Source organism: Roseivirga sp. YIW32 (assembly GCF_057219245.1).
The window spans coordinates 138821-160466 of sequence record NZ_JBXVVG010000002.1 but is presented as its reverse complement, the minus strand read 5'-3'; the positions used below and the strand labels follow the sequence as shown (position 1 = coordinate 160466).

General features: G+C 43.0%; 19 protein-coding genes. 6 read left to right on the top strand and 13 right to left on the bottom strand.

Annotated elements, in window-relative coordinates:
• Window positions 1-10 precede the first annotated feature (10 nt).
• The 3 genes from queG to ruvB form a co-directional block, all read right to left on the bottom strand.
• Window positions 11-946, bottom strand: coding sequence for a tRNA epoxyqueuosine(34) reductase QueG (gene queG, locus AC2D6U_RS09465; protein WP_484720736.1), 936 nt, complete (start codon window positions 944-946; stop codon window positions 11-13).
• Window positions 947-995: 49 nt separating this feature from the next.
• The gene (locus tag AC2D6U_RS09460; RefSeq protein WP_484720735.1) at window positions 996-1394 is read right to left on the bottom strand and encodes an endonuclease domain-containing protein; all 399 of its coding nucleotides are present in this window, start codon (window positions 1392-1394) and stop codon (window positions 996-998) included.
• Window positions 1395-1590: 196 nt separating this feature from the next.
• A complete protein-coding gene (gene ruvB / locus AC2D6U_RS09455; protein WP_484720734.1) occupies window positions 1591-2619 on the bottom strand; it encodes a Holliday junction branch migration DNA helicase RuvB in 1029 nt (342 codons plus the stop codon).
• A 139-nt stretch (window positions 2620-2758) separates the two neighbouring features.
• Between ruvB and AC2D6U_RS09450 the strand changes: the two genes are divergently transcribed.
• The 4 genes from AC2D6U_RS09450 (at window position 2759) to AC2D6U_RS09435 (ending at window position 6643) form a co-directional block, all read left to right on the top strand.
• A complete protein-coding gene (locus AC2D6U_RS09450) occupies window positions 2759-3475 on the top strand; it encodes a hypothetical protein (RefSeq protein WP_484720733.1) in 717 nt (238 codons plus the stop codon).
• 367 nt (window positions 3476-3842) lie between these two features.
• Window positions 3843-4871, top strand: a complete 1029-nt coding sequence (locus AC2D6U_RS09445) for an FAD:protein FMN transferase (RefSeq protein ID WP_484720732.1) — start codon at window positions 3843-3845, stop codon at window positions 4869-4871.
• A gap of 71 nt (window positions 4872-4942) precedes the next feature.
• Complete coding sequence (locus AC2D6U_RS09440) at window positions 4943-5698, top strand: ZIP family metal transporter (protein WP_484720731.1); 756 nt, start codon at window positions 4943-4945, stop codon at window positions 5696-5698.
• A gap of 63 nt (window positions 5699-5761) precedes the next feature.
• Window positions 5762-6643, top strand: coding sequence for a cation diffusion facilitator family transporter (locus AC2D6U_RS09435; RefSeq protein ID WP_484720730.1), 882 nt, complete (start codon window positions 5762-5764; stop codon window positions 6641-6643).
• 299 nt (window positions 6644-6942) lie between these two features.
• On the opposite strand, the gene AC2D6U_RS09430 is transcribed toward AC2D6U_RS09435, so the two are convergent.
• From AC2D6U_RS09430 to AC2D6U_RS09420, 3 genes are all read right to left on the bottom strand, one after another.
• The gene (locus AC2D6U_RS09430; RefSeq protein ID WP_484720729.1) at window positions 6943-9093 is read right to left on the bottom strand and encodes a TonB-dependent receptor; all 2151 of its coding nucleotides are present in this window, start codon (window positions 9091-9093) and stop codon (window positions 6943-6945) included.
• Between the two features lie 108 nt (window positions 9094-9201).
• Window positions 9202-11571: a ribonucleoside-diphosphate reductase subunit alpha gene (locus AC2D6U_RS09425; RefSeq protein WP_484720728.1), complete on the bottom strand. Its 2370-nt coding sequence runs from the start codon at window positions 11569-11571 to the stop codon at window positions 9202-9204.
• A 39-nt stretch (window positions 11572-11610) separates the two neighbouring features.
• On the bottom strand, window positions 11611-12615 hold the full coding sequence (locus tag AC2D6U_RS09420) for a ribonucleotide-diphosphate reductase subunit beta (protein WP_484720727.1): 1005 nt from the start codon (window positions 12613-12615) through the stop codon (window positions 11611-11613).
• A 473-nt stretch (window positions 12616-13088) separates the two neighbouring features.
• Between AC2D6U_RS09420 and rplU the strand changes: the two genes are divergently transcribed.
• Window positions 13089-13400, top strand: a complete 312-nt coding sequence (gene rplU, locus AC2D6U_RS09415; RefSeq protein WP_484720726.1) for a 50S ribosomal protein L21 — start codon at window positions 13089-13091, stop codon at window positions 13398-13400.
• A gap of 9 nt (window positions 13401-13409) precedes the next feature.
• Window positions 13410-13685 (top strand): 50S ribosomal protein L27, encoded by a 276-nt coding sequence (rpmA, locus tag AC2D6U_RS09410; RefSeq protein WP_484720725.1) that lies wholly within the window; start codon window positions 13410-13412, stop codon window positions 13683-13685.
• A gap of 191 nt (window positions 13686-13876) precedes the next feature.
• Here rpmA and AC2D6U_RS09405 read toward each other — a convergent pair whose 3' ends face one another.
• The 7 genes from AC2D6U_RS09405 to AC2D6U_RS09375 form a co-directional block, all read right to left on the bottom strand.
• The gene (locus AC2D6U_RS09405) at window positions 13877-14440 is read right to left on the bottom strand and encodes a hypothetical protein (protein WP_484720724.1); all 564 of its coding nucleotides are present in this window, start codon (window positions 14438-14440) and stop codon (window positions 13877-13879) included.
• Window positions 14441-14526: 86 nt separating this feature from the next.
• Entirely contained in the window at window positions 14527-15339 is an 813-nt protein-coding gene (locus tag AC2D6U_RS09400) for a hypothetical protein (RefSeq protein WP_484720723.1), read from the bottom strand.
• Between the two features lie 8 nt (window positions 15340-15347).
• Entirely contained in the window at window positions 15348-16955 is a 1608-nt protein-coding gene (locus AC2D6U_RS09395) for a hypothetical protein (protein ID WP_484720722.1), read from the bottom strand.
• A 144-nt stretch (window positions 16956-17099) separates the two neighbouring features.
• Window positions 17100-17705: a rhomboid family intramembrane serine protease gene (locus tag AC2D6U_RS09390; protein WP_484720721.1), complete on the bottom strand. Its 606-nt coding sequence runs from the start codon at window positions 17703-17705 to the stop codon at window positions 17100-17102.
• The gene (locus tag AC2D6U_RS09385) at window positions 17705-18679 is read right to left on the bottom strand and encodes a polyprenyl synthetase family protein (protein WP_484720720.1); all 975 of its coding nucleotides are present in this window, start codon (window positions 18677-18679) and stop codon (window positions 17705-17707) included. Before AC2D6U_RS09385 ends, AC2D6U_RS09390 begins: the two co-directional genes overlap by 1 nt.
• On the bottom strand, window positions 18651-20843 hold the full coding sequence (rnr, locus tag AC2D6U_RS09380; RefSeq protein WP_484720719.1) for a ribonuclease R: 2193 nt from the start codon (window positions 20841-20843) through the stop codon (window positions 18651-18653). Before rnr ends, AC2D6U_RS09385 begins: the two co-directional genes overlap by 29 nt.
• Window positions 20844-20908: 65 nt before the next feature.
• Window positions 20909-21625, bottom strand: a complete 717-nt coding sequence (locus AC2D6U_RS09375; RefSeq protein ID WP_484720718.1) for a 3'-5' exonuclease — start codon at window positions 21623-21625, stop codon at window positions 20909-20911.
• Window positions 21626-21646: the final 21 nt, after the last annotated feature.

The following is a 21646-nucleotide window of genomic DNA, read 5'->3' as shown; positions in this document are numbered from 1 at the left end:
ATGAGCGGGCTTAATTTTTTTGAAGGAATTCCAAATTGCGTTTTAGCCCATCCAGCTTGGTTCTTTTGACGGCTGAATGCTTAAAGACTTCACGAAAAACTTCCTCTGTTAAATCTTCCCAATTATTGTTAAAAAGTTCGAGCAGCTCCTTTTTCGGACTAAACTCGGGTTCATGATGAGGTTTCGCAAAGCGATTCCAAGGGCATACATCTTGACAAATATCACAACCAAAAGCCCAGCCCTCCATTTGGTCTTTGAATTCAGAGGGGATTTCATCTTTTAACTCAATCGTCAAATAGGAAATGCATTTGCTTGCGTCCAGCTGATAGGGCGTAATGGCGTCTGTCGGACATGCATCGATGCAACGCGTACAGGTGCCACAATAGTCTTTGATAGGACCGTCAGGTTCAAGTTCAAGGTCGATGATCAATTCTGCTAGAAAGAAAAAACTGCCGCTTTCTTTGTTGATGAGCAAGGTATGCTTGCCAACCCAGCCTAGGCCCGATCTTTCCGCCCATTGCCTTTCCATGACCGGAGCAGAGTCCACAAAAACTCGCCCTTCGATCGCTCCAATCTCTTGTTGCAGGTCTTTGAGTAGTTCTTTCAGTTTGTCCTTGATCACAAAATGGTAGTCTTTACCATAAGCGTACTTAGCCAATTTGTGATGATCGGGCTTTTCAGTAGCCAAGTCTTTCTCTGGATAGTAATTGTAAAGTAGTGAAACTACTGATTTCGCCCCGGGGACCAGTTTTGTAGGGTCAAGACGCTTGTCGAAATGGTTTTCAAGGTAACTCATTTTGCCATGCGCTTTTTTGTGAAGCCAGGCCTCAAGACGGGGAGCTTCTTTTGCCAAAAATTCGGCTTTGGAAATTCCGCAGAAGTCAAAGCCTAATGTTTTGGCTTTTTTTTTGATGACTTGGGTATGATGTGAGATCGTGTTTTTCATTTTGGCTTGTCAGACACCTCCCTTATCCCTCCTTTAAGGAGGGAATTGATCACTTGGTAGATTTGAGGTTGTTCTTCTCCTCGAAATTATCAATGTATTCATGAATATCATTGAGTGCAGAGAAAATGTCGTACTTAATCAAGTCATCTGAAAAGCGAAGAAATGAAATACCTAATGCTTCGATACATTCCTGACGGTACGCATCTTGCTTTTTAACCTCTTCATTTTGATGGTAATCTCCATCTACTTCTATGGCGAGCATCAAGTCATAGGAGAAAAAATCCACAATCCAATGGAGTATGGGCTTTTGTCTATGGAAATCATATCCTCTAATCCTATTTCTTTTCAGTTCATTCCATAATAGTACTTCAGTCAAAGTGCTATTATTTCTAAGGAAACGAGCTTTCTCTTTTAGTCCTGCATCATAGATAATTTTGATTTTATGCATAAGTGTGTGTTTTTCAACCAATCTAATAAGATTATTAAATCTTTTGAAAAACAGAGCCTGCTGGTTTGGCCTCTGAAAAATTGCCGAATTATGACCGTTGACTTGAGATAATAAAGACTGTTAAAGGACTATGTCATTTAACAAAACATTTGTTCCCCTCTCCAAGAGGGGCTAGGGGAGTGTCAAAACACTGAATTTACCCAAACAGCGTACCACTTTCGCCTGGTTTTTTGACTTTCAAGTGCTCATACGCCAAGTGTGTGGCCTCTCGTCCTCTAGAAGTACGTTTCAAAAAGCCTTCCTGAATCAAAAACGGTTCATACACTTCTTCTATGGTTTCGGCTTCTTCCCCGACAGCAGTAGCAATTGTAGAAATGCCGACAGGACCACCTTTAAACTTTTCGATGATGGTTGAGAGAATTCGGTTATCCATATCATCTAAACCATGCGCATCCACATCGAGTGCGTTGAGCGCGATCTCGCTGATTTCCTGCGTAATGGTTCCGGTGCCTTTTACTTGAGCAAAATCTCGTGTTCTTCTTAATAAATTATTGGCGATCCGTGGCGTGCCCCTGCTTCTTCTGGCAATTTCGTAAGCGGCGTCATCGTTGATCGGAGTGTTCAGAATATCCGACGACCGCTGCACTATGCGGGTTAATAATTTAGAGTCATAGTATTCCAGTCGGGCGTTGATGCCAAAACGAGCCCTTAAAGGCGAAGTGAGTAGACCCGAACGAGTGGTTGCTCCAACCAAGGTAAAAGGATTTAGTCCAATTTGTACTGTGCGAGCATTTGGACCCGAATCCAACATGATGTCGATCTTGTAATCTTCCATGGCAGAATAGAGGTATTCTTCCACGATGGGGTTAAGGCGGTGAATCTCATCGATGAACAGGACATCTCCTTCTTCTAGATTGGTAAGCAGGCCTGCCAAATCGCTCGGTTTGTCGAGCACAGGACCTGAAGTTACTTTGATGTCAGATTCCAATTCATTGGCAATGATGTGCGATAGCGTGGTTTTCCCCAAACCGGGCGGCCCATGTAGCAAGACATGGTCGAGCGGCTCTTGCCGCTGTTTGGCAGCCTGCACAAAAATTTTAATGTTCGCCACAACCTTATCCTGACCAGAAAAGTCTTCAAAGCTGAGGGGACGTAATGCCCGCTCAATGTCCTTTTCAGTGGAGTCCATCTCCTCTCCATTGGCATCAAGATAGTCTTCGCGCATTTCTCAAAGGTCAAAAAAAATAATCATACCTGCCGTGAATTTTTGTCTAATTCAAAATTTTTAATAATTTTAATTATTCCAATATATATTAACATTATAACATTAATATAGTTTTATGTAAAATTCTAAATTAAGTAAAATGAGAACTTTAAACACACGCAAAAAAACAGTTAATTCTTTAATTAGAGGTATTTACGGTTTGTACCTTCTTAAATTAGTTCTTTTTGTCACACTGCTTTCTCTTCAATCTTGTGAAAATGAAATAGATCAGGAAACAAACGTGATTCATGAAGAATTCTTGAAATTTGAAAATGTCCTCCAAAGAGTGGCAAGTGATATGCAAGAGAATCAATTAAACGGTACTTTTCTCTCACATCCTTCTCAAATTGAGAAAATTAAGTCTCAACAACAAATAGAGAATGAAATGATTGAAGTTGTTCAACCATTGATTGATGGTACCAAGAGTTTGCTGTCTAGCTTAGGTATACCAGAAGATGAATATATTCAAGAGTTCAAGAGTCAAGATGATCCCACGATTGCTCTCATCGGTATGGCACTTTTAGACGCGTATTTTGAATCTCAAAGTCAAGCGTTGAATAATGAAATTGAGATAAGCACTTTTATGTTCAATCAAGCTCAAGCTCAAACGGATAATAAGACTGTAAATTGCTTTTTGGAGGCGACTGGTGTATCTGCTGGTATCGCGCTTGTTGGTGCTTTCACTGGTGCAGCTTTAACAAAAACCAAACTGTTGGCAGCAGTTAAGAAAATGGCGAAGGTAGTTGGAAAAAGAGCTTTAGGTGTAATCGGACTTGCCATTATTGTAGGCGAATTTACGTGGTGCATGAATCGCTAATTATCAAGAAAATATGATGCTATGATTATCAAAATCCCATATAACATCTTCTTACTAGCTTGGTGCTTGGCAGGTGTAATTATTTTAGGTTATGATTTAGTCATGGGAGTGTACAATGCTGAGTTTACAATGTCTGCTCTGTTGGCAACCGAGATATTTTGGTTTTTATGCTTTCTAATTTACTCCATAGGTTATTTGGTTGATGTAAAGAAAAGAAAGCAATCGCTAGAATCAACGTAGATCGACAACTCTAGTACATAGGAATTGATCGTTTCATTAAAAGATGATTTCCTATTTTCAGATTTTACGTAGTTATCCTTGATTGCCAAAATAAATTACTAGGTTATCTTCGCTCCTAATGGAACGTATGGATAGGAATAAGAAGTCAAGGATTTACTTAATCTTTTTGGTGATCGCGATTTTCGTCGTTTATACCTATCGACAAAATCAACCCAGGGAAGTGCACATTACGGGTACTACTATGGGGACCATTGCTTACAATGTAAAATACCTCGACAAGGACCAGCGTGTATTCAAACAGCAGATCGATTCTCTGCTGGTTGATTTTAATCAATCACTGTCTACCTACATTCCAGATTCTGAGATTTCCATTTTCAACAGGCAAGGCGAAATCACCTTTGCTTTTCCCTATTTCTATGAGGTGTTGAAAGCGAGTAAGGAAGTATACGCACAAACCGACGGTGCATTCGACCCTACTGTTGGTCCTTTGATCGATGCATGGGGTTTTGGCGATGGAGAGCTGATCGGCCCTGATTCTGCTGGGGTGGATTCTTTGTTGCTCTTTGTGGGTTTTCCGAAGATCAATTTTAGCGCACAAGGGGCTTCAACTGAGGTCAAAGGCATGAAACTGAATTTTTCTGCCATCGCCAAAGGGCAAGCGATCGACGTGGTGGGTGATTGGTTGGCAGCGCAAGGCATCGAAAATTATATGGTTGAAATTGGAGGAGAGGTGAGAACCTTGGGTAAGAACCTAGAAGGCGAGTGGTGGACTATTGGTATTGAAACACCCGATGAAAGCCGAATTGGAGGATTGTTCGATGCCATCCAACTGCAAGATCAGGGCATGGCAACCTCTGGAAACTATCGCAATTTCCGGATGGTCAATGGTCAAAAGGTGGCCCATACCATCGATCCAAAGACGGGTTTCCCAAAAATGCAGACACTCTTGAGTGCAACCGTTTTGGCTCCGACCTGTATGCTTGCAGATGCTTATGCTACGGCTTGTATGGTCATGGGGTACGAGGGGGCAAAAGCCTTGATAGCAAACGATCCTGACTTGGAAGCCTATTTCATTTATGCGGGCACAAATGGCGCATTAGAAACCTATATTTCTCCGGGCTTGAAGGATCGGACGCTTGGCGAAGATGCTCAATAAGGGAACTAAAGTCGTTTAAATCGAATTATCTTTCCGATATTTGCAATCTTGTTGCAGAAAGCACGATTTCTTTGATCATTAATGCCATCATACTATTTCTGGCAGCGGCCATTCCTGGTCTGTTGCTGTTGAGCATCCCTCAGATCTCGTACCGACGCATGATCTATTTTTTGGTCTTCGCAGGGTCGTATCTCTTTGCCATTACCATTATCCACTTGATTCCCGATCTCTTTCTCTCTGAAATGGACCCTTTCATGATTGGGTTGTGGATTCTCGTAGGATTCTTCTTACAGAAAATACTCGAAAACTTTACTAGTGGGGTAGAGCACGGTCATGCCCATACCCATGAGAAAAGAACGGCTGCCAGTATTTTCTATCTATTAGTCGCTCTTGGAATTCATTCCTTTTTGGAGGGTAGCATCATGGCGGATTCTGTTCATATCAACCATTCGCCAGAAGCAGCATATGCCCATGGAAGTTCTCCAAAAATTTTACTTGGTATTGTGATGCATAAGATTCCTGCTGCGATCGCCTTAATGGCACTGTTACTTGCGGCATTCAAGAGTAAAAAACGAGCTGTGGTCATGCTTTTTGTTTTTGCTTTGGCTTCTCCATCTGGTTTACTCATGGCAGAATATGTCAGTCACCAGAGTTTTATTGAACAAGGAGACCTCACGGTCTTTTTTGCCATTGTAGCGGGTGGTTTTCTTCAGATCTCTACTACGATTTTCATCGAATCTGATCCTCAACATAAACTTGACTGGCAACGATTTGCCATTGCCGTGCTGGGCGCGGGCTTGGCGGTGATGGCACAACTCTTCGTTTAGTTTCCTCTCAGAATTGATTCTGTTGATTCCCTGTTGCATAGAGTGAATGCTTATATTGTCTTCATGGCTCATCACCATCACCATCATCACGACAACGGGGCAGGGAATATTAAAACTGCTTTTTTCCTTAACCTGTCCTTTACCATCATTGAGATTGTAGGAGGCATTTATACGGGTAGTCTTGCCATACTGTCTGATGCATTGCACGATCTTGGGGATAGCCTAAGTATCGGACTGTCATGGTATTTTCAAGGCCTATCCAAAAGAAAGCGTGACCATAAATTCAGCTATGGCTACCGCCGATTCTCTGTGCTCGGTGCCTTGATCAATGCCGTGATCTTATTGGTGGGTTCCATTTATATCATTGCAGAAGCAGCACCCGCCCTACTGAATCCTGAGGAAGTCAATGAGCAGGGAATGCTCATCATCGCCATTTTTGGCGTAGTGGTGAACGGTGCAGCTGTCTTAAAACTAAAACAAGGGAATTCGTTGAACGAGAAGGTCATCAGCCTTCATTTGCTCGAAGATGTACTTGGCTGGATCGCCGTGTTGATCGGCTCCGTACTCATCATGTATTTCGATTGGTACATCATCGACCCCTTGTTGTCATTACTGATTTCCGTCTTTATCATTTACAATGTCCTCAAGAACCTCCGTTCCGCCCTTGATATTATGCTGCAGTCAACGCCTGAGGATGTTAACATGGAAGCAATTGAGTCTTCTATTCGAGAATTGCCTTTTGTAACGGACATCCACGATTGTCATGTTTGGTCTATGGATGGGGAGTATCACGTACTATCGGCCCATGTGGTGCTGAAAGATGACCATGGATTGGCTGAGTTAGCTGAGATGAAAAAAACAGTCAAGGCCTTGCTTCATGAGCATCATGTTCATCATTCTACCTTGGAATTTGAGCAATTAGGAGAAGATTGTGAAGGATGTTAGTCGTTAAAGGTTCAAGAAGTAATTCAACGAAAGCCAGGTTTGGTGCACATTCAATACGTCAAATACATCGCCGGCACGGTAGTCAATTCCGATTTCAAATTTGTTTTGCTATTGATGAAATAGCCTAAGCTTGTTTTATCTATCTATTGGGGCATCAGTTGCTTTAATGCGCGTTTCGCTTTCGATTTTTACATTTTGGGAATATGCACTGAATGGCAGCTGGAATAGAAAGACCAATAAAACCGCGATGGGGTACTTCATTTCAATACGATCAACGGGAAGCTCAGGTATTCGTTGCCTTATAGGTCAAAAATCAATCCGCCATTGACAATGAAGCCATCAACTGGTGCCCAAAGGTTAGGCAAATTGGGTTTGAGTTGATCGTTCATATTGAAGCTTTCCAGGCGGTGTTGGCGTGTGTCTGTGAAATTTTCAAAGTTGATGAACAGCCCGATCTTATTGAATTTGCGCATCATCATTAACCCCATGATCCAGAAATCGGAAGTTTCGGTGAGGTCATTTCTTAATTGTTTTCCGGTGTAGTACAATTCATATCCGATACGCCATTTTTCATGCTCTTCGTAAACCAGCACAAATGCGGCATTATGCTTAGGCGTGAGTGGTTTCTGGAATCGTTCTCCCCTGAAGTCTTCTAATTCAGTATCGATGAGCGTGTAGTTTAAGAATAGCTTAAAGTCTTTGTAGCCGATTTTCACATTGGTTTCCATTCCTTGACTGATCACAGGGGTATCTGAGTTCACAAAACCAAAGGTGTTGTTTCCAGCAGGAAGTAAAACCAAGGATTCGTCAAGGTTGGTATAAAAGAACAGTTGATTCCAGTTGATGCTCCAGTCACTGCCAAAGGTTGTGGCATAATTGAAATCAAAATTTGCGCCTTGGGCTCTTTCTACATTGATGTTGTCTGCGATTGGCCATATACCTTCAAAGGCGAGGTTTTCTGCATCTTCTGTAAAAATGGTAGGCAATTTATAGCCCAAGCTACCACCCAATCGAAGCGTAAGCTTTTCATTGACTTTCGTCAGCAAAGCCAACTTAGGCAAAGGAAAGGTGCCGTAGGTCGCATTATAATCTAACCGAAGGCCAGACTCTAGACTAAAACGGTCATTTAGCTTTGCGGTATTCTGGATAAAAAGGCCTGTGGTTTGCTGTTCGAAGCTGCGATCTTCCGTAGCGCTATTCAAGTCGTTAAAATCGTCTGTGTAAACATTGAGTCCACCGACCCAGCGTGAATTGGCGCTTCCGAAATTGTACGAGGCTTCGCTAAAAGTAGACCATTGTTCGCCCTGAAAACCATAACTCGGTTCGTTGATGCTGCGCTCAAAAAAGTTGGTGCTGTGCTTAATGGTCAGCCCGGAAAAATCGGAGAACTGATTCTTGTAGGTCAGTTGAACAGAGTAGCGGTTCGATAGATTCTCCTGAGTAAAATTAAAGAGTCCTTGGTTTTCTCCATCGATCAGATTCATATCACCTCCTAAACGATCTTCGAACGTGCCATTGAAGGTAGCCCTGAAGTAGGATTGGTCATTTGGATAATAGAAAACCGATGGGTTGATGGTCAATGAATTGATCTCAGGGATGTCGCTGAATTGGTCATTGTTCACATCATAGGCGGTTTGTCGGTTTCCTGAAGCATACATGGAGACCCCCCATTTCCCAAAATGCTCCGCATAAAATCCGTTGAGGGTGCTTCCTCCTGCTGAGGTTTGATCAAGCATGAATTTGAGTTTTCTCTCTTCTTGAGGAACAATGGTTGTCAGGTTGACCAAACCGGCAATAGCGCCACCTCCGAAGAGGGTAGAGTTGGCCCCTTTGATGATTTCGACCTGTTGCAGGTCTAGCGGAGGGATCTGCATGATGCTCAATCCGCCGGCAAAATTTCCAAATAGGGGGAATCCATCCTTTAAAAGCTGGGTATAGCGCCCGTCCAAGCCTTGAATTCTAATGCTTTGATTGGCTGCCGAAGGCGAGGTCTGTTGCATTTGAATGCCCGAGGTTTCCCTTAAGAGCATCGCAATGTTAGAAGAACGCATAAAGGCTTTTTCCTCCATTTCTTCTCCTCCCAACACTTCAATGCGCGTGGGAACGGCTTCAATGACATCTGCAGTACGTGTGGAGGTCACGATCACCTCTTCATGTTCATGCTCATGTTCGAGTCTGACGATCTGAATGGCAGAGAGGGGGAGGGTATAGGTCACCTCTTGGGCTTCATAGCCGACGAAAGAAACCCGGGCAGTTACGCTGTTTTCGTTGATGTTAGTGATGGTGGCGATACCATCGGCATCAGCAATGGCTCCTCGTCTTTCATCAAGCTGGACAGTGGCTCCTACCAAGGGTTCCTCGGTTTCGGCATCAAGTACTTGTACCCGAAGTGTATTTTGACCTAGCAAAACCGTGGAAACGAGACTAAAAAGGAGCACAAACTTCTTCATGATGCAAATCTACTACTGATTACTAACTCAGGGTATAATTTAGACATAAAAAAACCCTGATGTTTCCATCAGGGTTCTATCGCTAGTAGTAATCAACCCCTATACATACTAACTACCACATGCCTCACAGGCATCCGGATTATCTAAAGAGCAGGCCATGTCTGCGGCTTTTTGCTCTAATTCTTTAGCGGTTGGGGTAGCCGCTGCTTTCTTATCTACCGTGAACTGGATGGCATCTGCCGCAGCTCTTGATCTCAAGTAGTACATACCGGTCTTCAAGCCTTTCTTCCAGGCGTAGAAGTGCATGGATGTCATCTTACCAAAGTTTGGGTCCTGAATGTGGATGTTCAAACTCTGTGACTGACAGATGTATGCGCCTCTATCGGCAGACATGTCAATGATGGCTTTTTGAGAAATTTCCCAAACGGTCTTGTACAGTTCTTTGATGTTCTCCGGAATGTCAGGAATTGCCTGAACTGAACCTTTCGCTGCGATGAGCTTATTCTTCATGTCATCATTCCATAACCCGAGCTCGATCAAGTCTTTCATCAAGTGCTTGTTCACGATCACAAACTCACCAGACAATGTTCTTCTGGTATAGATGTTCGACGTGTAAGGCTCAAAACACTCGTTATTACCCAAGATCTGAGAGGTAGAAGCTGTTGGCATTGGAGCAACAAGCAACGAGTTTCTCACACCGTGTTTCTTCACTTCTTTTTTCAAGCTATCCCAGTCCCAAAGGCCAGACTCTGGGGTAACGCCCCACATGTCGTATTGGAAAATGCCTTTTGAAACAGGCGAACCTTTAAAGGTTTCGTAAGTGCCTTCCACTTTGGCCAAGTCTTTTGAGGCCGTCATGGCTGCGAAATAGATGGTCTCAAAGATGTCTTTGTTCAGTTTTCTCGCCTCAGGAGAATCGAACGGCATGCGCATTTTGATGAAGGCATCGGCCAGTCCTTGAACGCCTAGTCCTATTGGTCGGTGACGCATGTTCGAGTTGCGCGCTTCCTCCACAGGATAGTAGTTCACGTCAATCACCTTATTCAAGTTCTTGGTGGCGACGTAGGTCACATCGTATAAACGTTGGAAGTCGTATTCACCAGTTTCATCGTTCACATACATTGGCAATGCGATAGAGGCCAAATTACAGACCGCTACTTCATCAGGTGCTGTGTATTCGATGATCTCAGTACACAAGTTGGACGATTTGATAGTACCCAAGTTCTTCTGATTCGACTTTTTGTTCGCCGCATCTTTGAAGAGCATGTAAGGCGTACCGGTTTCGATCTGTGCTTCAAGCACTTCAAACCATAGGTCTTGAGCTTTTACGGTTTTACGGCCTTTGCCTTCTTTCTCGTACTTCTCGTAAAGTTTTTCGAAATCATCGCCATAAGCCTCGGCCAAACCAGGGCACTCATTCGGACAGAACAAGGTCCACTCTTCGTTGGCCTCCACTCTCTTCATGAAGAGATCGGAGATCCAAAGCGCATAGAACAAATCACGCGCACGCATTTCTTCTTTACCGTGGTTTTTCTTTAAGTCTAAGAAATCGAAGATGTCTGCATGCCAAGGCTCAAGATAGATCGCGAACGAACCCTTTCTTTTACCTCCCCCTTGGTCCACATAACGTGCAGTCATGTCAAAGTTTCTCAACATCGGAACGATCCCATTTGATACCCCTCCAGTTCCTTTGATGTATGATCCTTTGGCTCTTACGTTATGAATGCTTAGTCCAATACCTCCGGCAGATTGTGAGATCTTCGCACACTGCTTCAAGGTATCGTAAATACCATCAATGCTATCGTCCTTCATGGTCAACAAGAAGCATGAGGAAAGCTGTGGTTTTGGTGTACCCGCATTGAACAAGGTTGGTGTAGCATGTGTAAACCACTTTTCTGAAAGCAGGTTGTACGTTTCTACTACCTTTTCCATGTCGTCGCCGTGGATGCCCACTGACACACGCATTAGCATGTGCTGAGGACGTTCGACGATCTTACCATCCAACTTCATTAGGTAGGAGCGCTCTAAGGTTTTAAAGCCAAAGTAATCGTAGCTAAAGTCTCTATCATAAATAATGGTAGAGTCGAGCTGTGCCGCGTTCTTTTTGATGATGCCATAAGTCTCTGTCGAGATCAATGGAGCATTTTCACCTGTCTTAGGGTCAACATAGGTATACAGTCGCTTCATGGTATTAGAGAAGGACTTACTTGTTGTCTTGTGCAGGTTAGAAATGGCGATTCTTGCCGCTAGTTTGGCATAATCCGGGTGCTTCACCGTCATGGTAGCCGCGATCTCAGCAGCAAGATTATCAAGGTCTTGCGTGCTCACACCGTCATAAAGGCCTTCAATCACCTTCATGGCAACGTTGACGGGTTCTACAAAGTTGGAATCTAAGCCGTAGGAGAGTTTTTCTATCCTAGCAGTGATCTTGTCGAATTTGACAGACTCTCGTCTGCCGTCTCTTTTGACTACTAACATATGGGTTTGGGGTTTGGGGGTATCTGTAAATAGGGTTAATTAAAAATCATCATCAAAAGAAAGCGCTCGGTTACTGCTTCCATCTTCACTCTTCTCCTGCATAACGCCAGCTTTCTGGTACTCAGCCACTCGCTTCTCAAAGAAGTTGGTCTTGCCTTGAAGCGAGATCATTTCCATAAAGTCGAACGGATTGGTTGAGTTAAATTCTTTTTCACAATTGAGTTCAGTCAATAACCTGTCAGTAACAAATTCCAGGTATTGCGCCATCAAGTCAGAGTTCATTCCAATGAGTCGTACAGGGAGTGACTCTGTAATGAATTCTCTTTCGATTTCAAGCGCATTTAGAATGATCTCTCTAATTCTTTCTTCCGGTACCTTGTTGATCAAGTGGTTATTGTGCAAGTGCACGGCAAAATCACAGTGTAGTCCTTCATCTCTAGAGATCAACTCATTTGAGAAGGTCAAGCCCGGCATCAAGCCTCTTTTCTTTAACCAGAAAATAGAGCAGAAACTACCTGAGAAGAAGATACCTTCCACAGCGGCAAAGGCGATCAATCGCTCTGCAAATGAAGGTGATTCGATCCAACGCAAGGCCCAGTCTGCTTTTTTCTTGATGGCATCGAAGGTTTCGATCGCATGGAATAGCTTATCCGCTTCTACAGGATCTTTGATGTAGGTGTCTATTAATAAAGAGTAGGTTTCAGAATGGATGTTCTCCATCATGATCTGAAAGCCATAGAAGAATTTAGCCTCAGTGTATTGTACTTCGTTTACGAAGTTTTCGGCCAAGTTTTCGTTCACAATGCCATCAGAGGCAGCAAAGAAGGCCAAGATATGCTTGATGAAGTAACGTTCATCATCGTTCAACTTGTCATTCCAGTCTGTGAGGTCTTGGTGAAGATCGATCTCTTCTGCTGTCCAGAAGCTCGCTTCCTCTTTTTTGTAGAATTGCCAGATGTCATCGTGCTGTATAGGGAAAAGCACAAAACGATTCTTGTTGTCTTTCAATAAGGGTTCTTCTACTGCGGTAGTTAGTTCACTCATGTTACTTTTTTTGTTGTTTGGGGTTGATACAAAAAAGCCACGCTGAAAAACGTCAGTTTTTCAAAAAACACACCTCAATCCACTTTAAAAGGGCTTGAGATTTATCCTATATTTATTAGGGTTTCCGGCTAATTGCTTGATTCTCTTGCAAGAGAGCAATTGAGCTAGAAGGTTAGGTTGTTTTAGTAGCGTAACCTGAAACAAATATTACAAAAAGCACCTGAAAAATCAATGGTAAAAATTTGATAATATAGTATATGAAAACGATTTCATACGTTCGTTTAAGTTGTTGAAATCAAGAAAGATGCAGTAGGTCGCTTAGATGAAAACTTGTCGAAATTTTCGGCGTATGAACGGGCGAAAAAAAATGAAAATTTAATTTTCCTGAAGTACTTGCTTTTGTGGTGATGATTTGGTTTGTTTTTCGCAACTATTGTTTTACCTTTGCAGTCCGTTTTTGAAAAAACATTCAAATGTACGCAATTGTAGATATAGCAGGAAAGCAGTTCAAAGTAACGCAAGACCAATTCGTTTATGCTCCATTAATGGAGGGCGAAGAAGGCGCTTCCGTAGAGTTCGACAACGTGATGTTGATCGACAACGAAGGTAAAGTTGAAGTAGGTGCACCAAAGGTTAAGGGTGCGAAAGTGTCTGGTAAGATCATCGGACACGTAAAAGGTGACAAAGTGATCGTCTTCAAGAAGAAGAGAAGAAAAGGTTACAAAGTGAAGAACGGTCACCGTCAGCAATTCACTAAAGTATTGATCGAAAAAATCTCTAAATAAGAAAATACCATGGCACATAAAAAAGGAGTCGGTAGTTCGAAGAACGGTAGAGAGTCGGAAAGTAAACGACTAGGCGTCAAGATCTATGGTGGCCAGGCTGCCATTGCCGGCAACATCATTGTAAGACAAAGAGGAACCACTCACCACCCAGGTAAGAATGTAGGTATGGGCAAAGACCACACCTTGTTTGCTTTGACTGATGGTGTTGTGGAGTTCAAAAAAGGGAGACAAGACAGATCTTTCGTTTCAGTAGTTCCTTTTGAAGGTAAAGTAGCTGAAGCTTAATTGATAACGTACTTAATAGAAAAACCCTGGTCCCGAGTTCTCGAGATCAGGGTTTTTTGTTTTGATAGAACCTAAGGTTTCAAAGAAAGAGTGGTTCTCAGCCCTGCATGCTTGTTGGTGACAACACCAACAAGGGCTGAAGGTAATATCGAAGTTAATCGCACGCGTTGCCAACGCGCCCCAGCCTAGGCTTAACTAAAACCTTGTTCAAAACTCTTTACAAGTGTCCATTTGCCTTTTTCATTTTTGAAGAAGTAAATAATAGAACCACTCACATCAAAAGCTTCTGTCCAACCTACATAAACAAAGGCATAACTTTTTTTCTTGTCAAACCTTGGATATGCAATAGCATAAAGAGGGTAGAGATTTTTGTCAGGGGCAATGTTATTGACAGCACTTCTATCAATAATTTCGAAGGTCAATTCATTTTGTAAAATTTCTGTCCAAAGGCCCCTGTTTACATTTTTTGAGGACAAAAAGTCTAATGTTTCGGGTGAAGTCAAATACACGACCTCCTCTTCAGTCAAGTAATTGTTAATTCCATAATCCTGAATGATGCTATTAGCAATGTCGTCATTGAATAATGAAGCAATATTCACGGACCCATGGTATTTTGTGACTTGATTAATGAGCTTGGGGTTCTTTGATTTATCCAAAATTAGCGTTATGATTTGCTCTTCATCAGATTGATGTGAGCAGCCGTAAACCACGAAAATGATCAGTAATAGCGTTATGGTCTTCAAGGTTTTATTCACAAGCTTTCTCACTCCAGTTATCGCGCGCCTGCCAGCGGAAGGCAGGCGCGCGATAGCAGTTGCTTTTTTCCCTCATTAGAGTAGGCTCACTTAGCCATCTCCATGATGGTTAAAGCTTTCAACCACGGAATGTCATAAGCTCGATAAGTTTCATCTCCTAATTTCATGGCAATGGACATTCTTTGGTAAATGAGGTCTTTATCGAAAGGATTGATCAATATCATCTCATTCAATGCTTTAAATGCTTTCTTGTCATTTTCTTTCTGCACTGCCTTCTCAAGTTGTTTCTCTAGCTTCTGATAATTCTTTATTTCATCCTCAAGGCTTTTTAGTTGTGTCATCTTTGATGAAGAGGGACCTTGACTGATCGAACTGCTATTCCTCACCTCTCCATTGCTTGACGTACTGGAAACAGAAGAAATTCTTATGGATTCACGGACGATTCCAACAACATAGAGCTGAATGATATCAAGTAATGGCATCTCAAAACTTTCGAGATAAGTGGAGATTTCTGGATAAAGCGTTCCGCCCTCAGGCAAAGTTCGATTGAATAAAACGGGTTGATAAACAGAGTAGGCCTCGTCCTGTGCGATCCAGCCACTTGCCGTTTTTTGAATAGCGTCTACTACACTTTGCTCGTAGTCATCATTAACATAAGTCAACATCTTAGCTGTAACCTTTCCTGTAGTATCCACAGAGATTTCATAGATGACAATACCAAACTCATCGGATCCGAATTGAGTTCTTGGATACTTTAAGGTTCTTCTCGTGACTTCATTATATGTGCTTGAACCTCCGGCATAAAGATCATCTAATGTAAGATCCTGAGCATTGACATCGAATTGAATAAGAAGGGCTAGGAAGAATAGAAAAGTGGTTATGGTCTTTTTTGTGATCATGAGCGTTATTAATTATCTATTTTAACATTACTTTCTGCATTCTTGTATATTTCATTAATGGCTGTTAGCAGTTTTCTATCTTTCTCCAAGTGTTCATTTAGTTTGGGGTTTTCTTCAGCCAAACGAATGCGTTCTGTTACCAAGAAGCGTTCGAAAGGATTGAGTCGAATCAATGCGTTCAGCGCTTTAAAGGCCTTTTTAGTCTTGCCATCGGCAATAAGTGCTCTGTACTCTTCAATGCCGCTTGTGTAGTTATTGTAAACTCGGTAATCAACTGCCTTTTCCAATGAGTCTCTTAACTCTCTTTTACGTTTGAAGAATTCGTTGAGCTTTTGTTCTCTTTCAACAGGACCCATTCCAGTAGAAATGAAGGTGGATACCTCTTCAGGCTTATTGAGGTATACCTTAAATACTTTTCCTGAAAATAATACTGCCCGATAAGCAGGGTTCTCTTCTTCAAATGCGGTGGTAAACTTGGGAAGGTCCGTGTAAAAGCAAGCCACATATTGGTGATAGGCACTGTCTCGCTTTAGCCAACCCTGCTTGCCTCCTTGAAATGCCTTGGTGATGTTGTCCTCAACTTCTTTATCTATGTCGGTTAAAAATTCCAAGTTGGCTTCTCCTTCAATAGGGATATTGATTTTGAAAAAACTCACACCATTGATGGATCTTTTGGCAGGTGGTTTAATATAGAAGGTAAAATCATAAACGAAACCGTCTAAGCCACCCGTATAATTCTCCTCAATGACTGTCGTATTGCTGATGCTGGGCATTGGGCTAGGGGTTGGACTTTCTATTTGTTCAACAAATGAGGCGCTTACCATTGAATTACCCGTTATTGAGAGGTATTCGTTGGCAGCTTGATCAACAAAATCTTTGAGCAACACCGCATCGTAGGCTTGGAATCGTCTGATATTGAGCTTTTTTTCTAATGCAATTCGAGCCAATAAATAATCCCGATTTAACGGATTGTAGCGAATGATTTGATTCAGTACTTTATAGGCTGATTCATGTTCGCCACGTTCGATAAATTGTTTGAACGCACTTTCTGCTCTTTGATAATATGATTTCTTGTTATCACTTACCTCTTGTTCCGCTAAGAGCTCTAGCGTGAGATTGTCAGGAATTCGTTTTGATTTGATCAGAACGAAGGGTTGTAAAAACTTCAAGGGCAGGTCTACAGGTATTTCAGGCACTTCGCCTTCGAAGGCTTCCGGGTAATAGGGTAGCATCGAATAAACAATGGGTTGATAGATCTTGTACTCCTTGTCTTCAGATAGTTTCCATTGCGATACAATTTGACTCAAAACATCTGCTACTTGGTTCTCTATCTCTTTATCGAGTAAAGTGAGGAATTGGTACTTGATTGTTTTTTTGACCGGGTTAAAGGTGAAATGAAATAGTAGAAGCCCTTCGGTTTGGTCTTTGTATGAGGCTTCGGGGAAAATCAGTCGCTTTTCGAAAAAGGAAGCATAACCTTCATATCCACCAATGAAATTGGTTTCGATAAAGCCTTTTCCAAGGAATTCTTCCTCATAAATAATTGCCCGATTTGTTGATTGTGCAAATGCTTGCAAACAGCAAATAAGGAAAGGGAGTACTAGCGCTTTTCTCATAATATGCTTCAAGAATAAAACTAGGATGGGAATTATCAAAGTAGATTTTAGCTTTTGTATTTAAGAAGCAAGAAATTGTATGTTAATGAGCTATTCATGAATAGGTCCTAATGATCATGGGGCTTCGATGAACGCTTAAAAAGCTTAGAATAATGTCTGTATAAAGCTTTGTAATGTAGATGGTCGTAATACAATGATAAATAACACGCCATACAGGGCACCGAACAAGTGGGCATCGTGGTTGATGTTGTCTTGGCCACGCTTCCCCATGATGATGGAGTAGGCGATGAAAACAGCACCCAAGATGTAACCGGGTAAACAGAGCACTGCATACAAGCACAGGTCGCGTAGCGGATCGAATAAAATAAAAGCCAACACCAAGGCCGAAACGCCACCCGAAGCACCGAGCGAATTGTAATTCGGATGATGACGATGTTTAATGAAGGTGGGCAGGTTGGCAACGGCTACGGCGGATAAAAACAGCCCGACATAATAGACGTTGCCTAGCGTTCCAAAATAAATGACAAATATCTTCTCGATGGCACCGCCAAAAAAGTAAAGGGTAAAGAGGTTGAGAAAGAGGTGGATGCCGTTGTTGTGCACAAAGCCCGAAGTGATCAATCGATCGTACTGTTTTTGATGAAATACCGTGTAGGGGTTGAGCATCAAGCGTTGATGTACCAGTGGCTTTTGCCAGGCATAATAGGTCACTATGCCAATGAGGGCCATCAAGGCATAGGTGATCTGCATTATTTTTCTCGGTTGATCAGGTAATGGGTAAAGTCGACCAATGTCTTCTTTTGTTCTTCATTCGCCGAGATGTCCTCTAGGGCATTAAATCCCTTGCTAAAGTATTCGTCCATTTTAGCCAAGGTCAATTCGCGGATACCGATCTCATCATAGATCGCAGTCACTGCTTTGACCTTTTCGCTGCTATCAAAGGTTTCAGCTTGTAGCCATCTATTGAGTTCGGAGAGCTGCTGACTATCGGCTAGTTCTAGGGCTTTCAGTAGCAAGAAGGTTTTTTTGTTAGCGATGATGTCGCCACCCACCTGCTTGCCAAATTTGGCTTGGTCGGCATAGACATCAAGCAAATCATCCTTTAACTGAAAACCAATACCGATCTGCACGCCAAAATCATAGAGTTTTTGGGCTTGCTCGGCAGAGGCCTCTGCCAGCATAGCACCTAATTTCAAGCTATAGCCCAGCAACACTGCCGTCTTTAAACGAATCATGTTGATGTAGACTTCTTCAGGCACGGTTGGCAAGCCCTCAAAATTCATGTCGAGCTGTTGCCCTTCACATACGCCTGCGGCACAGGCGTTAAAGTCTTTGATGATCTGTTTTAAATCGCCTGGCGCCTCGAGTAACAGGTCATAGGCCTTGACTAGCATCACATCCCCAGAGAGAATGGCGACGTTGGCATTCCATTTTTCGTGCACTGTCGGTTGTCCCCTACGAATGGGCGCTTCATCCATGATGTCGTCGTGCATGAGCGTGAAATTGTGGAAGACCTCCACTGCAATGGCTTCGTCCAATACCGACTCCACATCATCTTTAAAGAGACGATAGGCCAGTAACACCAAAAGCGGGCGCATCCGTTTACCGCCAAGTCGCATGATGTAGGAAATGGGATCGTAAAGTTCTTTAGGCTCTTCTCCGTAAGAAAGTTCTTCTAGTCGTGTATTGATCAGCTCAATCAGCTGCGTCAGCTCCTTCGTCATTCTCGGTAAACATTAGGTCAATGGTTCGCCTGTCGATATCGGTAGCCTTCACGCGAACGAATACATTATCTCCCAAAGAGATCATGCGCTTATTTCTTTTACCAATGACACGGTAGTTTTGTTCATCAAACTCGTAATAGTCATCGGTCATGTCGGTCATGCGCACCATGCCTTCACATTTGGTTTCGGTGATCTCAACAAAGATGCCCCATTCGGTCACGCCACTCACTATACCAGCAAAGGCCTTGTCTTCTACCATCGACATAAATTCCACTTGCTTGTACTTAATGGAAGCACGCTCTGCGTCAGCCGCTCGTTTTTCTCTGTCTGAAGAATGCAAACAGAGCTCTTCGTAGTCTTCCTTGTTGGCTGACTTTCCTTTATTCAAATAATGTTGCAATAAGCGATGCACCATCATGTCTGGGTAACGCCTAATAGGAGAAGTGAAATGTGTGTAATGAGCGAAAGCCAAGCCAAAGTGACCTTTAGGATCGGTCGTGTATTTGGCCTTAGCCATCGTACGAATGGCAAGCTGTTGCAGAACATTCTGTTCTGGCTTTCCTTCGATCTCTGCGATCAGCTTATTCAGTGAGCGCGAAACACCCGAACCTTCTACATTCATTTTATGACCGAACCGTTGGGCAAAAGTGGCAAAGGTGCCAATTTTTTCAGGGTCGGGGTTGTCATGCGTTCGGTAAACAAAGGTCATGGGATGTGCTTCCGTTCCTTTGTGATGGATGAATTCTGCCACCTTTTTATTGGCAAGCAGCATGAATTCTTCAATGAGCATGTGCGCATCTTTACGCTCTTTTGGAATGACCCCTAGCGGAGTGCCGTCTTCTGCCAAGTTGAATTTGACTTCGACGGTTTCAAAATTGACGGCGCCGGCTTTGAAGCGCTTGGCCCGCAGTTTTTTAGCGAGGTCGTCCAATTGCTTGATCTCTTCATGGAAGTCGCCTTCACCGCTCTCTAATCGTTCTTGCGCTTCTTCGTAGGTAAATCTTCTGTCTGAATAAATGATGGTTCTTCCAAACCACTCGCTCTTGACCTCTCCTTCTGCTGTCAGTTCAAATACCGCAGAGAAGGTCAGTTTTTCTTCTTTGGGGCGTAGTGAGCAGAGGCCATTAGATAGTCGCTCCGGTAGCATAGGGATGGTGCGATCGACAAGGTAGACCGACGTGGCACGGTCTTGTGCTTCTTCCTCCAAAATGCCTTTAGTATCCACATAATGGGTGACGTCTGCAATGTGAATCCCCACCTCGAAGTTCCCATTGGCCAGTGTTCTTAACGAGAGGGCATCATCAAAGTCCTTGGCATCGAAAGGATCGATGGTGAAAGTGGTGACGTCCCTAAAGTCTTTTCTTTTCTTGATCTCTTGTGCACTGATCTTGTCGGGAATGGTTTCGGCTTCTTGCTCTACTTCTTTAGGGAACTCCAAAGGCAAACCGAACTCGGCAATGATGGAATGGATCTCGGCATTGTGCTCGCCGGCTTTGCCTAGAACGCGCGTTATGATGCCTTCCGGTTTCTTATCGCGTTCTGGCCATTGGGTGATCTTAACGAGCACCTTGTCGTTGTGCTTGGCTCCGTTGAGATCGTTATGATGAATGTAGATGTCGTGAAACATCTTTTTGAAATCAGGAATCACAAAGCCATAGCGAGTAGACATTTCCAAACGTCCGACGAATTCATCGCGGTAGCGGGTTAAGATCTCGACAACCTTTCCTTCAGGGTGCTTGCCATGTCGTTTCGCCTTCAGTACTACTTTCACTTCATCATCGTCCATGGCACCGAGCAAGTCTTCTTTGGCCACCCAGATGTCTTCGGTTTCTTCTTCGCCTTCTTTCCTTTCAAGAACAACGTATGCAAAACGGGCATTGACAGAATCGACCACACCGATAAGTGTTTCTAATTCTTTTTCTGAAGTAAAGGCTCCGTTACGCAGGCGCTTGATGATACCACGGTCGGCCATGGAAAAGATCACGTCCGTGACTTTGCCCTTAGAAATGGCATCTCGGACGCCAACAGATTTTAGAATTTGCTTGATTTGATACCCTCTGCCAGGGTTTTCTTGAAGAAAGGCCAGTACAACAGCACTGATTTGATCAAATCCTTTATTGGTTACTTCTTTTTTCTGATGTTGTTGCTTTCTCTTTCGGCCCATTCAATGATTGGATATGGTTAAAATTAGGAAGAAAAGAGACAAGAACAGGGGCAGTAAGCCATTATTTACAAGAGCTCAATTGTCAAGGACTCCGTTAATGGGGTTTGCGTGAGTTTCAGGTACACCTGAGCGAGTACCGCCACATCTCGTTGGCAATAGGTTGCGATGCGGTCCAAGTCCCCTTCTTGATAAAAAACCTGGTTGACCATACTACCGTCGATGTCCGATTTACTGCTCTTGACATCAAAAAGCTCAGCTAAAAGGTCTAACGAAGTGAAGTTTTTATAATCCCCGAATTTCCAAAGTTCCATGGTGTCTTGATGCTTCACCTCCCAAGGCTTTTTTCCAGAGAGTTGAAATGGGATAGGCAACGGAAGTTGATTTACCAGCAAGCGCCTGGCAATGTAGGGGAAGTCAAACTCTTTGCCGTTATGGGCACATAGAATAGTTTCAGTTGAGTTGAAGTGCTGCTCAATCAATGCCGTGAATTCAGTCAATAAGGCGTTTTCGTCTTCATTGGCAATGGCTTTAACGCGTAGCTCGAGTCGTGCTTCCTGGATATGAAAATAGCCAACGGCAATGCAGACGATCTTTCCGAATTCGGCATAGATCCCTGCCCGATTGTAGAGAGCTTCAGGGCTTTGGCCTTCATTGTCTTTTAAAAAGGAGGCCTTCTTGGTCCATAATTGTTGCTTGCGTTCTGAGAGATCTGCAAAGGACGCATGTTCAGCTACGGTTTCGATGTCGAGAAACAGTAGTTTTTCGAGGTGTTTTGTGTGCATGCCTCAAGATAAGGAATATTG